Annotated in this window: 9 protein-coding genes; 5 read left to right on the top strand and 4 right to left on the bottom strand. The window is 66.4% G+C overall.

The genetic code is table 11. The features are described 5' to 3' along the window. Window positions 1-24: 24 nt before the first annotated feature. Window positions 25-1245: a 5-aminolevulinate synthase gene (hemA, locus tag G524_RS0113050; protein WP_027444085.1), complete on the top strand. Its 1221-nt coding sequence runs from the start codon at window positions 25-27 to the stop codon at window positions 1243-1245. Window positions 1246-1366: 121 nt separating this feature from the next. Here hemA and G524_RS0113045 read toward each other — a convergent pair whose 3' ends face one another. Genes G524_RS0113045 through G524_RS0113035 form a run of 3 tightly spaced genes read right to left on the bottom strand, consistent with a single transcriptional unit; the run spans window position 1367 to window position 6408 of the window. Next, complete coding sequence (locus G524_RS0113045) at window positions 1367-3451, bottom strand: glycoside hydrolase family 97 protein (RefSeq protein WP_084625185.1); 2085 nt, start codon at window positions 3449-3451, stop codon at window positions 1367-1369. A 42-nt stretch (window positions 3452-3493) separates the two neighbouring features. Beyond that, window positions 3494-4864 (bottom strand): alpha-amylase family glycosyl hydrolase, encoded by a 1371-nt coding sequence (locus tag G524_RS0113040; RefSeq protein ID WP_027444083.1) that lies wholly within the window; start codon window positions 4862-4864, stop codon window positions 3494-3496. Next, window positions 4861-6408 carry an MFS transporter gene (locus tag G524_RS0113035; protein ID WP_027444082.1) on the bottom strand — a complete coding sequence of 516 codons (1548 nt, stop codon included), beginning with the start codon at window positions 6406-6408 and terminating at the stop codon, window positions 4861-4863. Before G524_RS0113035 ends, G524_RS0113040 begins: the two co-directional genes overlap by 4 nt. A 309-nt stretch (window positions 6409-6717) precedes the next feature. Between G524_RS0113035 and G524_RS0113030 the strand changes: the two genes are divergently transcribed. Genes G524_RS0113030 through G524_RS0113015 form a run of 4 tightly spaced genes read left to right on the top strand, consistent with a single transcriptional unit; the run spans window position 6718 to window position 12807 of the window. After that, window positions 6718-8601 carry an alpha-amylase family glycosyl hydrolase gene (locus G524_RS0113030; RefSeq protein ID WP_036857983.1) on the top strand — a complete coding sequence of 628 codons (1884 nt, stop codon included), beginning with the start codon at window positions 6718-6720 and terminating at the stop codon, window positions 8599-8601. After that, the gene (locus G524_RS0113025) at window positions 8601-10253 is read left to right on the top strand and encodes an alpha-glucosidase (RefSeq protein WP_036857982.1); all 1653 of its coding nucleotides are present in this window, start codon (window positions 8601-8603) and stop codon (window positions 10251-10253) included. The genes G524_RS0113030 and G524_RS0113025 overlap by 1 nt, the downstream gene beginning before the upstream one ends. A gap of 5 nt (window positions 10254-10258) precedes the next feature. Further along, window positions 10259-11290, top strand: a complete 1032-nt coding sequence (locus G524_RS0113020) for a LacI family DNA-binding transcriptional regulator (RefSeq protein ID WP_027444079.1) — start codon at window positions 10259-10261, stop codon at window positions 11288-11290. Further along, window positions 11287-12807: a tryptophan halogenase family protein gene (locus G524_RS0113015; protein WP_027444078.1), complete on the top strand. Its 1521-nt coding sequence runs from the start codon at window positions 11287-11289 to the stop codon at window positions 12805-12807. Before G524_RS0113020 ends, G524_RS0113015 begins: the two co-directional genes overlap by 4 nt. Window positions 12808-12995: 188 nt before the next feature. Here G524_RS0113015 and G524_RS0113010 read toward each other — a convergent pair whose 3' ends face one another. Then, on the bottom strand, window positions 12996-15779 hold the full coding sequence (locus tag G524_RS0113010) for a TonB-dependent receptor (protein ID WP_036857981.1): 2784 nt from the start codon (window positions 15777-15779) through the stop codon (window positions 12996-12998). Window positions 15780-15832 lie beyond the last annotated feature (53 nt).

The following is a 15832-nucleotide window of genomic DNA, read 5'->3' as shown; positions in this document are numbered from 1 at the left end:
ACGACAAACACAAAGGGAACGCCGATGGATTTCGAAGCCTTCTTTGCCGGTGAGCTTGACGCGCTGCGCGCCGATGGCCGCTACCGCGTGTTCACCGACATCAAGCGTCACCGCGGGCGCTTCCCCCATGCCACCCGCTTTGTCGGCGAGGATACCCGGCCCGTCACCGTGTGGTGCTCGAACGACTATCTCGGCATGGGCCAGCATCCCAAGGTGCTCGAAGCGATGCACGCCTGCCTCGATGAATGCGGGGCGGGCGCGGGCGGCACCCGCAACATCTCGGGCACCAACCACTATCATGTCGAACTCGAGGCCGAGCTTGCCGATCTCCATGGCAAGGAGGCGGCGCTGCTGTTCACCAGCGGATATGTCTCGAACTGGGCGGGGCTTGGCACGCTCGCCAGCAAGATCCCGGGCTGCGTCGTCTTTTCCGATGCCTTGAACCACGCCTCGATGATCGAGGGCATCCGCCATTCGCGGGCGCCCTACAAGATCTGGCGCCACAATGATGTGGAGCACCTTGACGAGCTGCTTTCAGCCTACGGCCCCGAGGTGCCCAAGCTGGTCGCCTTTGAAAGCGTCTATTCGATGGATGGCGATATTGCCCCCATCGCCGACATTCTCGATGTCTGCGAGAAGCACGGGGCGATGAGCTATATCGACGAGGTTCACGCCGTGGGCCTCTATGGCCCGCGCGGCGGCGGGGTGGCCGAGCGCGAGGGGCTGATGGACCGCATCACCGTGATCGAGGGCACGCTCGGCAAGGCCTTCGGGGTGATGGGGGGCTATATCGCCGCCAGCGCCAACCTTGTTGATTTCGTGCGCAGCTTTGCCAGCGGCTTCATCTTTTCAACCGCCCTGCCCCCGGCGATCGCGGCGGGCGCGCTGGCGAGCATCCGCCATCTCAAGACCAGCAATGCCGAGCGCGAGCTGCAGCAGAAGCGTGTCGCCCAGGTGCGCCGGGCCTTGGACATGATGGGCATTCCGCACCTCAACAACCCCAGCCACATCATCCCGGTGATGGTGGGGGATGCCAAGAAGTGCAAGATGATCAGCGATTGGCTGATGGACAATCACGGCATCTATGTGCAGCCGATCAACTATCCCACCGTGCCCGTGGGCACCGAGCGGCTGCGGGTGACGCCCTCGCCGGTGCACAGCGATGGCGATATCGACCGGCTGATCAAGGCCTTGAGCGAAATCTGGTCGCATTGCGAGCTGGCGCGCATGGCAAGCGCGGCCTGAGGGCAGTGCTTGGCGCTCCGGCCCCGCTGCCTTGGCCGGACCATCGCGCGCTCGGGCGGCCGCTTCGGGGGAGGCGGCCGCCCTTTCGCATCTGCTGCCCGCGCGCTTGCGGGCGCGCGCCTCACGTCACCGGAATGAAGCGCACCGCCGCCCCGCCCCCGGGGGCAAGCCGCAGGGCAAAGGCATCCCCGCCCGTGACCAGCTTTTCCTCGATCACCATGGCATAGGGGTTGGTGTCCCAATCGGCATCCGCCCCATCGCGGTAGATCTGGGCGCGGTATTGCCTGCCCGGCTCGAGGAAGCTCAAGGTGAGCGCCAGATCGCGCGCCTCCTCATCGCTCACGGCGCCCAGGAACCATTCCTTCGATTTCCTCCCCTGCCGAGCGATGGCGACATAATCGCCGATCTCGCCGGCCAGCGCGATCGATTGCTCCCAATCGGTTTCCACGTCCTTGATGAACTGGAACGCGTCGGGCCGCGCCTCGTAATTCTCGGGCAGGTCGGCGGCCATCTGGATCGGCGAATAGAGCACCACATAGAGCGCCAATTGCTTGGCGAGCGTCGTCTGCGGGCGGTTGGAGGGATCGCTGCGCGGCATGTCGGGGCGCAGCGGCGGGCGTTCGTTGGGGCGAAGATCGAAGATGCCCGGCGTGAAGTCCATCGGCCCGGCGAGCATCCGGGTAAAGGCCAGCATCGCCTCGTGCTCGGGCGGGTTGGGGGGCGTGCCCCAGGCGTTGAACTCCATCCCCCGCGCCCCCTCGCGCGAAATCCAGTTGGGATAGGTGCGCCTGAGGCCGGTGTCCTTGACCGGCTCGTGCGCATTGATCGAAATCTGGCGCCTCGCCGCTTCCTCGACCACCTTGAGATGGTGGCGCACCATGAACTGGCTGTCATGCCATTCATAGCGGCGGATGCCCTTGGCATCGATCCGCACCACGTCGCCGGCATCGGCGACATAGCCGGTCTTGACCTGGCGCACGCCGAGCCGCTGGTAGAGATCGAAGGCGGCCTCCATCTGGTTTTCGTAATTGGTGATGTTGGCCGAGGTTTCGTGGTGGCCGATCAGCCGCACGCCCTTGGCAAGGGCATAGCGGGCAACCTCCTCGAGATCGAAATCGGGCATGGCCTCGGTGAAGCGGAACAGATCGCCATTGTTGAACCAGTCGCCATCCCAGCCGATGTTCCAGCCCTCCACCAGCACCCCGGCAAAGCCGTGGCGCGCGGCAAAATCGATATAGCGCTTGGCCTCATCGGTGGTGGCGCCGTGGATGCCCTCGCGCCCCCAGGTGCGATCGCGGATATGCATCGCCCACCAGATGCCGACATATTTGCCCGGCTCGACCCAGGAGACATCGCCCAGCTTGTTGGGCTCGTTGAGGTTGAGGATGAGATCGGAATTGATGAGGCCCACCGCCGCGGGCGCGATCTGGATGGTGCGCCAAGGGCTGTGGAACGGCGCGCGGGTGATGACCTTGGGCCCGCCCGACCAGTTCCTCAGGCGCGCCTCGAAGGTGCCGGGCCGCAGCGCCCCCAGCGACATCGCCGAATAATCGACGAGCGCGGCCTCGTGGATGGAAAAATAGATGCCATCGCCGTTGCGGAAGGTGGCCGGGGTGTGCGCATCATCGACCTTGCCCGCCGCCCCGGTGCGGGTGAGATATTCGTAGCGGTTGAACTCGTCCGAAGGGGTGTACCACATCTGCGTGGTCTCGCCGACGGCGAACTGGGTCAGCTCCTCGACGATGGCCAGCTCGCCGGCCAGCGCCGCTTGCGCGCCCAGCTCGTAGCGAAAGCCGATCCCGTCATCAAAGGCGCGAAAGCGCACCACCATGCTTCGCGCCGGGCCGGTGGTGGCGCTGAAGGTGACGGCCAGCTCATTGTGCCGATCACGCACCTGCCGCCGCTCGCCCCAGGGCTGCTCCCAGGTGTCATCGCGGCTGGCGCGCGCCGCGGCGGTGATGGCCAGATCGCGCTCGAACCCGTGATGCGCGGCAAACAGCAGCCCCAAGCGCGAGCGCGCGATCACCGGGCGGCCCTCAAAGGCCACTTCGTAGCTCGCCTCACCGCCGGCATCGCTGATGGTGATGGCAATGCGGCCATCGGGCGAGGTCAGCACCAGGCTCTCGGCCCGGGCGGGCGCGGCGAGCGCCCATGCCGCCCACAGCACCGCGGCAAATGCGGCAAGGATGTTCCGATAGCGTCTCATGCGTCCCTCTCCCTTGCGTGAGCCCGCGCGGCGGGCCGTGCCTCAATCGCTCTCGGCAAAGATGCGAAAGCCCCAGGCGGGCAGTTCCAGCACCTCGCCCCCGGCAAAGGCCATGGCCTCACCCCCCAGCGCGTCGCGGTAGCGGCCGTGGTGGCGGGCGAGGCCAAAGCGCACCTGCTGCGCGCGGGGTGAGAGGTTGAACACGGCAAAGACCCGCTCGCCCGCAGCGCCGCGGGTGAAGGCGAGCACGTCGGCATCGGCGCTGGTGGGCACCATCACCATCGGCGCGCCAAAGCGCCCGTTGTGAAGCGCGCGCATCCGCGTCTTGAGCGCGATGAGCTGGCGAAAGAGCGGGGCATGCACCCCCTCGCGCCAGGCAATCGGATCGCGTTCGAAAAAGGCCAGCTGGCGGTCATTGTCCGCCTCCTGCCCGTTGTAGATGAGCGGCAGCCCCGGCCCGACGAAGCTCAGCGCAATCGCTGCCGCATAGGCCGGGCCATAGATCGCACGGGCCGCCCCGTCCCAGGCGTTCTGATCGTGGTTTTCGGTATAGACCATGCGCATCGCCGCATGGGGCCAGGTTTCGGCCTGAAGCGCATAATAGGCGCGGATCGGCCCGGCGCCCTCGCCGCTTTTGACAAGGCGCTGCATCGCCTCCTTCCAGCCCCAGGCATAGGTGGCATCAAAGGCGCGTGCGTGAAGATCGCGCTGTTCCCATTCGGCGAGCATGAACACCGGCCTGATCGCCTCCAGCTCGGCGCGCGCCGCCTCCCAGAAGTCGGTGGGGACATAGCCCGCGACATCGCAGCGGAACCCGTCGATCCCGTATGCGCGCACCCAATGGGCCATGGCATCGATCATGTAGCGGCGCAGGCCCGGCTGGCTGTAATCGAAATCGGCCACATCCGACCAATCGGTGCCCGCCGGGCTGGTGAGCGCGCCTTCGGGGGTGCGGGTGTACCAGTGGGGGTGGCTCTGCGTCAGCGGGTTGTCGCGCGCCGAATGGTTCGCCACCCAGTCGAGAATGACCTTGAGCCCCAGCCGGTGTGCCTCGGCCACAAAGGCGGCCAGATCGGCCTCGGTGCCAAGCTCGGGGTTGACCGCCAGATAGTCGCGCACCGCATAGGGGCTGCCAAGGCTGCCCTTGCGCCCTTCCAGCCCGATCGGGTGGATCGGCATCAGCCAGATGATATCCACCCCCATCGCCGCCAGCCGCTCCAAGTGCTGCTGCGCGGCGGCAAGGGTGCCCTCGGGGGTGAACTGGCGGGTGTTGATCTGATAGATCACCGCATCGCGCGTCCAGGCGGGGTTGGTGAGAGCCACCCCGGCGGCAGGCGCATCGCCGGGCGCGGCCTGCACCGGCACCGCGGCCAGCCCCGCGGCGATGAGCGTGGTGAGCAGGCGCCGCCTCATGCCGCCGCCTCCTTCACCAGCAAGGTCGCCAGCGCCGCAGCCACGAAGCTCGTCGCCGAAATCGCAAAGGCATAGGCCGGCGCGCCGCCGAACAGGTTGGTGATGAGAAAGCCCAGCACGGTCGCCGCCAGGAGCTGCGGCACGACGATGAAGATGTTGAACACCCCCATGTAAATGCCCATTTTCTCGGCCGGCACGCAGCCGGCAAGGATGGCATAGGGCAGCGAGACGATCGAGGCCCAGGCAATGCCAAGGCCGATCTGCGGGATCCACAGAAGCGCCGGATCGCGCACCAGCAGCATCGCGGCAAAGCCCGCCGCACCGGCGATGAGGTTGAAGGCGTGGAGGCGGCAACGGTCGATCCTTGCCGCGATCAGCACGAAGCCGAGCGCCGCGGCAGCGGCAAGGCCGTTCCTCACCGATCCCATCAGGCTCCACCAATCGGCGCCGTTCTGGTAGGCCGCGCTCGCCGCCTCGGTCGCGCCGAAATGGTATTCGGCCACCCCCGGGGTGCCATAGATCCACAGGCCGAACATCCCGAACCAGCTGAAGAACTGCACCAGCGCCAGCTGGCGCATGGTGCGCGGCATGGCGAAAAGATCGCCCACCACCTCCATGAAGCCATTGTCCGCGCGGCTCTGCCGCTTGAGCACGCCCGCGATCAGCTGGATCGCCCCGAACCCGGCGAGCAGGGCGGCAAGGACATAGATGTCCTTGGCGATCTCGATCGTGCCGAGCAGCGCCGCGCCGTTCTCACTGCGAGCAAAGGCGACAAAGGCGGCAAGGGCAAGGCCCGCGGCCACCCACATGATCCCGCCGCGGGTGAACTGCGCTGCCGTGCGCGCCGCCGCGGCTGCGGGGGTGCGCGGCGCGGCAGCGCGGGCCGCTTCGAAGCGCGCCAGCTCCTCGGGCGAATATTCCCTGGTGGTGAAAACCGTCCAGCACACCGCCGCCAGCAGCGCCGCGCCGCCGATGTAGAAGGACCAATGCACTGTCTCGGGGATCTCGCCCGCGGGCGCGGTGTTGCTGAGGCCCAGCCAGTTGGTCATCACCCAGGGCAGCGCGCCTGCCAGCACCGCGCCGGTGCCGATGAAGAAGCTTTGCATGGCATAGCCCATGGTGCGCTGCGAATCGGGCAGATTGTCGCCCACGAATGCGCGGAACGGCTCCATCGTGATGTTGAGCGAGGCGTCCATCACCCACAGGAGGCCCGCCGCCACCCACAGCGCCGGGGCGTTGGGCATGATGAACAGGGCCAGGCTGGCAAGGAGCGCGCCGATGAGGAAGAACGGGCGGCGGCGGCCGAAGCGCGGGCTCCAGGTCTTGTCGGAAAGGTGGCCGATGATCGGCTGCACGATCAGCCCGGTCATCGGCGCGGCGATCCACAGGATCGCCAGTTCGCCGACATCGGCGCCCAGGGTCTGGAAAATGCGGCTGACATTGCCGTTCTGAAGCTCAAAGCCGATCTGGATGCCGAGAAAGCCGAAGCTCATGTTCCAGATCTGGCCCGGGCTCAGCCGAGGCTTGAGGCCGGCATCATGCATGTCCCATTCCCTCTCCCTCACGCGCGGGCCGCTTGCCAGCCGGCGCGCCACAGGGCAGGCTGCCGCCCGCCGGATGCTACGCCCGGTCATTGTGCTGGCCTGCCGCCGTGCAGTGTGAAGCTCCTGCAAAAATTTGCAAGAATCTTTGCCATCCGGCGGGTGATTTTTCCTGCTCACTTCCGGCCTTGTGAAATTATTTTCTGCATTTTTAATACTTTGATTGCCATATTGGGCGCCGGCGGCGGCGTTCACAAAGATTTGCAAAATCTCTCGCGCGGTGTCACAGATAGGCGCGGAGGGAGTTGGGTCATGATGCGAATCCTCGCCAGTCTGGCGGCAGCCTTGTGCGCGGGCAGTGCGCTTGCAGGCGGGCCGGTGGCGGCCCCTGGTGCCGGGTACGGGGAGGGGACAAGCGCCCCGGCGCCGCGCGCGCCTGCCCCCCTCGCCCCGATTGCCGAGCGGCGGCTCGAGGATGAGGTGATCTATTTCGTCCTGCCCGATCGCTTCGCCAATGGCGATTCCACCAATGACAAGGGCGGGCTCAAGGGCGGGCCGCTCCAGCACGGCTTTGATCCTGCGCGCCGCGGCTTCTACCACGGCGGCGACCTTAAGGGGCTGACCCAGCGGCTCGATTACATCGCCGGGCTGGGGGTGAGCGCGATCTGGTTTGCGCCGGTGTTCAAGAACAAGCCGGTCCAAGGCCGCCCGGGGGAGGAGAGCGCGGGCTATCATGGCTATTGGGTGACCGATTTCACCCAGATCGATCCCCATTTCGGCACCAATGGGGAGTTCAAGGCCTTCGTCGATGCCGCCCATGCCCGCGGCATCAAGGTCTATATGGACATCATCACCAACCACACCGCCGATGTGATCGACTATGTCGAGGGCGAGGCCACCGGCTATGCCTATCGCTCCAAGGGGGAATATCCCTTCTCGCGCCGCGGCGGGCCCGATGGCGTGCCGATCAACGAAGGCTTTGCCGGGGATGACGATCCCGATCCGGCCAATTGGGCGCGGCTTACCGATCCCACCTATGCCTATACCCCCTTCGTGCGCGAGGCCGAGCGCAACATCAAGGTGCCTGCCTGGCTCAACGACATCACGCTCTATCACAACCGCGGCAATTCGCACTGGGTGGGCGAAAGCAGCGTCTATGGCGATTTCGTCGGGCTTGACGATCTGGCCACCGAGCATCCGCGGGTGGTGGCCGGGATGATCGAGATCTTCGGCCGCTGGATCGAGGATTATGGCATCGACGGCTTTCGCATCGACACCGCCAAGCATGTGAACCCGGCCTTCTGGCGCGCCTTCGTGCCGGCGATGCTCGAGCGCGCCCGGGCGCGCGGGATCAACCACTTCCACATCTTCGGCGAGATCGCGCACGAGGAACCCACCGCCACGCTGACCGCGCAGGTGATGGCCGAAAGCGCCCTTCCCCACGCGCTCGACATGGGCTTTGCCAAGGCCGCGCAGCTGGTCGCCAGCGGCAAGGCGCCGCCGCGGCTGATGGCCGAGTTTCTGGCGCAAGACGCGATCTATCCCGGCGGGCCGGCCACTGCGCTGGGCCTGCCGACCTTCCTTGGCAACCACGATTTCGGCCGCTTTTCGATGTTCGTGCGCGAGCTGAGCGGCGAGCGCGACGCGGCGCGCCTGCTCGCGCGCGTCAGCCTCGGCCATGCAATGATGTTCCTGCTGCGCGGGGTGCCCACGGTCTATTACGGTGACGAGCAGGGCTTCATCTCCGATGGCAATGACCAGCTTGCGCGCGAGGACATGTTTGCGAGCAAGGTGGCCGAATACAACGACAATGACCTTATCGGCAGCGATGCCACCACGGCGCAGGACAATTTCGATCCTGCCCACCCGCTCTATCGCCTGATCGGCACGCTGGCCGCGGCCCGCCACGCCAATCCGGCGCTGCGGCGCGGGCTTTCCACCGTGCGCGCCTTTGCCGAAAGCGCGCCGGGCATCCTCGCGGTCGAGCGCCACGATCCCGAAAGCGGGGCGCGCGTGCTGGTTGCCTTCAACACCGCCGAGGAGCCCTTGTCGCAGGCGATCGAAGTGAGCTACCGCGCCCGCGGCGTGAAGCAGCTTGTGGGGGCCTGCCCGGCGGCGCTCGCCGCGCCGGGATCAATCCGGCTCACCCTTCCTGCCTTCGGCTTTGCCGCCTGCATCCTGGAGAATGACGAATAATGGCAACCGCCGTGGCCGAGCCTTCCCCCAATGCTGCTGCCGCCCGCCCGTGGTGGCGCGGCGCGGTGATCTACCAGATCTATCCGCGCTCCTTCCGCGACACCAATGGCGATGGCATCGGCGATCTTGCGGGAATCGCCGAGGGGCTCGATTACATTGCCGATCTCGGCGTGGACGGGATCTGGATCAGCCCCTTCTTCACCTCGCCGATGAAGGATTTCGGCTATGACGTGGCTGATTATTGCGGGATCGATCCCTCTTTCGGCACCTTTGCCGAGTTTGACCGCATCATCGCCAAGGCCCATGCCCTCGGGCTCAAGGTGATCATCGACCAGGTCTATTCGCACACCTCCGATCAGCACCCCTGGTTCCTCGAGAGCCGCAAGGATCGCACCAATCCCAAGGCCGATTGGTATGTCTGGGCCGATCCCAAGCCCGACGGCTCACCCCCGTCCAACTGGCAATCGGTGTTCGGCGGTTCGGCCTGGCAGTGGGACGGGCCGAGGAAGCAATATTACCTGCACAATTTCCTCACCTCGCAGCCCGATCTCAACGTCCACAACCGCCAGGTGCAGGATGCGCTGCTCGAGGTCGCGCGTTTCTGGCTCAGGCGCGGCGTCGATGGCTTCCGCCTGGATGCCATCAACTTTGCCATGCACGATCCTGCCCTGCGCGACAATCCGCCCTCGGGCCTGCCGATGGAGCTGGTGACGCGCCCGTTCGACATGCAGATCAAGCGCTACAACCAGTCGCACCCCGATATTGTTGCCTTCCTCGAGCGCATCCGCGCAACGATCGAGGAATTCCCCGGACGCTTCACCGTCGCCGAGGTCGGCGGGGCCGAGCCGCTGGCGGAGATGAAGGCCTTCACCGCGGGCGGCAAGCGGCTCGATTCGGCCTATAATTTCGATTTCCTCTATGCCCCCGCACTCACCGCCGCGCGGGTGCGCGCGAGCCTGGCGCAGTGGGACGGGGAGCCGGGCGAAGGCTGGCCTTCCTGGGCCTTTTCCAACCACGATGCCCCGCGCTGCGTTTCGCGCTGGGCGCGCGGCGGCGATCATGCCGCGGCCGCCAGGCTCAGCCTGATGGTGCTCCTGTGCCTGCGCGGCAATCCGATCATCTATCAGGGCGAGGAGCTGGGCCTGCCGCAGGGCGAGGTGCCCTTCGAGGATCTGCAGGACCCCGAGGCCATTGCCAACTGGCCGCACACCCTGGGGCGCGATGGGGCGCGCACCCCGCTGCCTTGGGCTGCCGATGCCCCGCAGGCGGGCTTTTCCAGCGCCAATCGCACCTGGCTGCGGCTCGATCCAGCCCATGTGCCGCTGGCGGTTGATCGCCAGGCGGCCGATCCCGGCTCGACCCTTGCCTATGCCCGGGCGCTGCTGCGCCTGCGCCGCAGCCTGCCGGCGCTGATCGCGGGCGACATCACTCTCATCGACACGCCCGAGCCGCTCCTCGCCTTTGTCCGCAAGGACGGGCCAAGCCGGGTGCTGTGCGTCTTCAACCTCGGCGAGGAGGCGCTCGCCTGGCAGCCCCCGGCAAGCCTCGGCCAGGCCACGCTGGTGGCGCGCACCGAGGCGGTCGGCCCGGCGCCGCTGCCGTTGCAGCTTGCCCCTGGTTGCGGCTACTGGGCGGTGCTGACCGATATGTGAACCCCATGGCCGATCGCCCGCCCCCTTCCGCCCGCCGCAGCGCCACGCTCGAGGACATCGCGCGCGAGGCCGGGGTGTCGATCTCGACCGTGAGCCGGGCGCTGAATGACAGCCCCTCGGTCAAGCGCCGCACCAAGCAGCATATCTGGCAGATCGCGCGCGCGCATGATTACGAGTTTCGCGCCTCGATGCCTTCCGGCCCGATCGGCGCCGATGCCACCATCGCGGTGGTGGTGCCCACCCCGCAGGCGCGCGAGAGCAGGGTGGCCGACCCCTTCTTCCTTGAACTGCTCGCCGGGATCGCCGAGGCCGCGCGCGAGCGCAACGCTGATCTCATCATCAGCCACCTTGCCCCGCGCGCGGGCGCGGACCTTGATTATGCGATGAGCACCAGCCGGGCGACGGGGGTGATCTTCATCGGCCAATCCTCGCTCCACCACGCCTTCAATGCCCTCGCCGCGCGCGACAACCGCTTCGTGGTCTGGGGCGCGGAGTTCCCCGATGCGCAATATTGCGTGATCGGATCGGACAATCTGGCCGGCGGGCGGCGGGCGACCGCGCATCTTGCCCGGCTGGGGCGGCGGCGCATCCTGTTCCTCGGCGATACCGAGGCGCCCGAGGCCGAACAGCGCCTGCGCGGCTACCGCCAGGCGCTCGCGCAGGCCGGGCTGGGCTATGACGAGACCCTGGTGCTGCCCGCCCATTTCGAGGTGCATTCGGCCGAGGCCGCGGTGCGCAGCGCGCTGGGGCGCGGGCTTGGCTTTGATGCGGTGTTTGCCGCGAGCGACCTTATCGCCATCGGCGCGATCCGCGCGCTCACCCGTTCGGGGCTGAAGGTGCCCGAGGATGTCTCGGTGGTGGGCTATGACAATATCCCCGCCGCCCGGCTCGTCACCCCGCAGCTCACCACCATCGATCAGGATGCCAACCTTGCCGGGCGGATGCTGGTGTCCAAGCTGATCGACAAGGGCGATGGGCCGGCGATCTCCGAGCGGCTAGAGACCAGCCTGCTCATCCGCGAGAGTTGCGGCGGATGAGCCGCGCCCCCGCCCCGCTGCGCCAGATCGTCATCGTCGGCGGGGGCAGCGCCGGGTGGATGGCGGCTGCCGCGCTCGCCCAGGCGGTGGGTGAAAGCTGCGCCATCACCCTCATTGAGAGCGAGGTGATCGGCACCGTGGGCGTGGGCGAGGCGACGATCCCGCCGATCCGCCACTTCAACCAGCGCCTCGGCATCGACGAGGCCACCTTCCTGCGCGAAACCCAGGGCAGCTACAAGCTCGGCATCCAGTTCGTCGATTGGGGACGCCAGGGGCACAGCTATTTCCACCCCTTCGGCCAATATGGCGCCGAGTTCGATCAGGTGCCCTTCTATCACCACTGGCTCAACGAACACCTTGCCGGGCGCGTGGCCGGGCCGATCGATCACTTCTCGATGTGCTGGGCCATGGCCGAGGCCGGCAAGTTCAGCCACCCGGCCAGCGACCGGCGGCTGATCCAGTCAACCTTTGACTATGCCTATCACTTCGATGCCGGGCTTTACGCCGCCTTCCTGCGCCGCTTTGCCGAGGCGCGCGGCGTGGTGCGGCTGGAAGGCAAGGTGGTTGCGGTGGCGCTCGCTGGCGAGGATGGCTTCATCGAGGCGGTGCAGCTTGAAGATGGGCGGCGCATCACCGGCGATCTGTTCATCGATTGCTCGGGCTTTCGCGGCCTTCTGATCGAGGAAGCGCTCGGCGCAGGCTATGACAACTGGCAGCACTGGCTGCCGTGTGACCGCGCCGTGGCGGTGCCCTGCACGCGTGGCGCGTTCACCCCCTACACCCGCTCGACCGCGCGGCAGGCCGGGTGGCAATGGCGCATCCCGCTCCAGCACCGCACCGGCAATGGCTATGTCCATTGCAGCCAGTTCATCAGCGAGGACGAGGCCGCCGCCACGCTGCTCGCCCATCTCGATGGCGAGGCGCTGGCCGAACCGCGCACCTTGCGCTTCGTCACCGGCAAAAGGCGGGCGTTCTGGAAGAAGAACTGCGTGGCGATCGGGCTTGCCGCCGGGTTCATGGAGCCGCTCGAATCAACCAGCCTCCACCTCATCCAATATGCCATCCTGCGGCTCATCGCCCTGCTCCCCGATGCCTCGATGCCGCCGCTCCTGGTGCGCGAATATAATGCCCAGACTTCAAGGGAATACGAGCTGATTAGGGATTTTCTCATCCTCCATTACAAGGCCACCACCCGCGATGATGGGGAATTGTGGCGCTATTGCGCGGCGATGGAAATCCCCGAGAGCCTTTCCTACAAGATCGCCCATTTCCGCGCCCATGGCACGCTGGTGGCCGAGCCGGGCGAGCTGTTTGCCAATCCGAGCTGGATCGCGGTCTATCTCGGCCAGGGCATCGTGCCCGAACGCGCGCCCCCGCTCGCCACCATGCGGCCCAAGGTGCCGGTGGCCGAGCGCCTCGCCCAGATCCGCACGGCCATGGCCGAAGCGGTTGCCACCATGCCCAGCCACGGCGAGTTCATCGCCCGCCACTGCGCTGCCGCACCGATCGCCGCCTGAGCCTTCCCCGCCAGGCGCCGCCGCGCCCGCGCGCGACCAATGTTTCACGTGAAACATTTCAGGAACGCACTGTCATTCACCGGCGCCGCGGGCACGGCCCTGCGGCGCGCAAAGAAGGGCCCGCCATTGCTGGCGGGCCCTTGCCTCGACCCGGGCTGCGACCCCAAGGGCCCTGCGGCGATTGGCCGTCAGAAGTTCTTGCGGATGGTGAAGTTGAAGGTGCGCCCGTAAAGTTCATGCCGGCTGGGGAAGGTGCCCACCTGCTGGCCCGCGCCGTTGAACAGGTCGTTCTCGGTGACAAAGGGCTCATTGGTGAGGTTGAACACCTCGGCCAGCACCTGCACCCCGTTGAGCACGCTGCCCGGCTTGTCGAAGGTATAGCCGATCTGCGCGTCGATGATGGTTTCGGGCTGGGCCTGCGCGCCCGAGAGCGAGCCGTCGAAGTTCTGCACTTCGGAGAGGAACCCGCTGCGGTAGCGCGCCGCGATCTTGGCGCGGAAGCCGTGCTTTTCGTAGAAGATGTCCCCCGACCAGGTGAGGTCCGAATAGCCGGGAATGGCGATCGGGTTGAAGTTCTGGTTCTTCACCTTGGCGTCGGCATAGGTGATGCTGGCAAAGCCGCCGAAGCCATCGAGCGCATCGCTGAGATCGCCGAAATTGAGGCGCACCGTGCCTTCCACCCCGGTGATCTTGCCATCGGCAAAGTTGACCGGGCCGTTGAAGGTGCCGATCGCCACCTGCGGATTGTTGACGAGGATGCCGCCAAACCCGGCGTTGTTGATCGACTGCGTGAGGTCGGTCAGCTCGCTGAAGTCGATGATCCAGTCCGACAGGTCCTTGTGGAAGGCAGCGATGATGATCGCGCTTCCGGGCGAGAAATAGCGCTCGAGGCTGATGTCGTAGGACACCGATTCATAGGGCCGCAGCGCCGGGTTGCCGCCGCCGAGGTTGAAGCACACCACCGAGGGCGGGTTGTAGGCGATCACCTGATCGGGCCGCTGGTCGCCATTGGTGTCGATGCAGCTCAAGGGGTTGAAGCCGATGTTCTGGTTGGCGGTCATCTGGTCGAGCCGCGCGCGGGTGATGGTCTTGGCCGCGGCCACGCGGATGAAGGTGTCGGGCATCACCTCGAAGGAGAGGTTCATGCTCGGCAGCCAGTTGTCATAGCTCGCCCGGACGGTGTTGGTGCGCCCGCCGGCGATGGTGCCGGTCGATTGCTGCCTGGTATCGGCATAGCGCAGGCCGATATTGCCGCGCACCGGCACGCTGCCGAGATCGCCATCGATATTGGCCTGGATATAGAAGTTGTGGATCTTCTCGGCCACCACCCACTGGGTGTCGAAGGTCGCCTTTTCGACCCTGTAGGTGCCATCGGTGAGGAAGAACGAGGGATCATAGGCAAGGATGTCCATGCCCAGGCTCTTGGTGTCGGTGGTGCCGCGGATCGCGCCCGCCGGGACCACCAGCCCGTTGCCGAAGGCAGGCGTGGGGCGCAGGAAGCTTTCGTTGGAATCGAAGTTCTTCTCGCGGTCGGAATAGAGCCAGCCGAGGGTGATGCGGTCGATGAAGCCGCCATCAAACTCCCAATAGGCCTCGGCGCGCAGCTGGTGCAGCTCGTCGCTGATGATCGGCTGCTTGATGAAGCCGACCTGCCCCCAGCCGCCCGGATCGGTGAGCAGCACGTTGGCGGGGTTGGTGTAATCGAGCTGGCTGTCGATGGTGTAGGCCCCATCGCGCGGGAAGGTGAAGGTCAGCCGATCCTGCGCGCCCGAACGCGCGCGCCCGGTGCCGGCATAGCTTTCGTAGTCGATGTCGTTGCGATCGAGCGTCGAATAGCCATAGTCGAGCACGAAGCCGAGATTGTCGGTGGCCTTCCACTCGGCATTGGCGCCGATCGCGAAGATCTCCGACTCGGCCCCTTCGGTGTCGGTGCGCAGGATCGGCACCACCGCGTTGTAGGTGGCGCTGTCGGCAAAGGGCCCATTGCCGGTGGCGCTGACGAACTGCGCGCCGCTCCACGAGGCGATCGGGGTTTCGGTGCCGCGGAAGATCCCGCTGTCGCTGGTGTCGGTGTAGAAGCTGTCGACGGTGAAGGAGAAATTGTCGGTCGGCTCGAACTGGAGCGTGCCGGCGATCGAGGTGCGCTCGAAATTGCGGCTGACCACGCCCTGGCGCGGGTTGTCGGCCGGGTAGATCACACCCTGCGGCGTGCGCGCCACCTGAAACTGGTTGGTCTTGAGTTCGCGGCTGATGAACTGGGTCGGGATCGACTGCACGGTCACGCCCAGCGCCCAGCCCACGGTGCCATCAGCGTTCTGGTCGATGAGGCTGCCGAAGAAGCGGTAGCCGTCGCTGGCGAAATCGGGGTTGAGCTGGCCGTTGTCGTTGAAGGTGTAGGTGCCCGAAAGGGTGATCTGGCGCTTGCCCGAATCAAGCGGCTTGACGGTGCGCAGATCGACCGCGCCGGCAATCCCGATCGCGGCGAGCTGGGCATCGCCGGTCTTGTAAACCACGCCCTGCCCGATCAGCTCGGAGGGGAACTGGTCGAATTCGATCCCGCGGTTGTTGCCCGCCGAGACCACCTCGCGCCCATTGAGCAGGGCCAAGCTGAAATCGGGACCGAGGCCGCGGATCGAGACCTGCTGCGAACGGCCGCGCACGCGCTGGGCGGTGACGCCGGGCAGGCGCGCAAGCGTATCGGCGATCGAAAGGTCAGGGAGCAGGCCGATATCTTCAGCCGCGATCACCTCGACGATCGAGGTGGCATTGCGCTTGGCATCGAGCGAGGAACGGATCGAGCCGCGGATCCCGGTGACGATGATGCTGTCGGCCTCGCTGCCATCATCCTCGACCGCGCCGGCCTGATCCTCGGCCTTTTGCGCCATCACCGGCGCGCTCGCAGCCGCCAGAGCCAAGAAGGTCGCCGCCCCGCACAGCAGGCGCGCACCACCAATGATCCCGTTCTTCTTCATCACAAATCCCCTCCCGCAAGCGACATCCTGCGTGCGCTTTTGCAGGTTTTTTC

Source organism: Erythrobacter cryptus DSM 12079, from assembly GCF_000422985.1.
GTDB classification, from domain to species: Bacteria; Pseudomonadota; Alphaproteobacteria; order Sphingomonadales; family Sphingomonadaceae; genus Erythrobacter; species Erythrobacter cryptus.
This window is presented reverse-complemented; position numbering and strand designations above follow the sequence as displayed.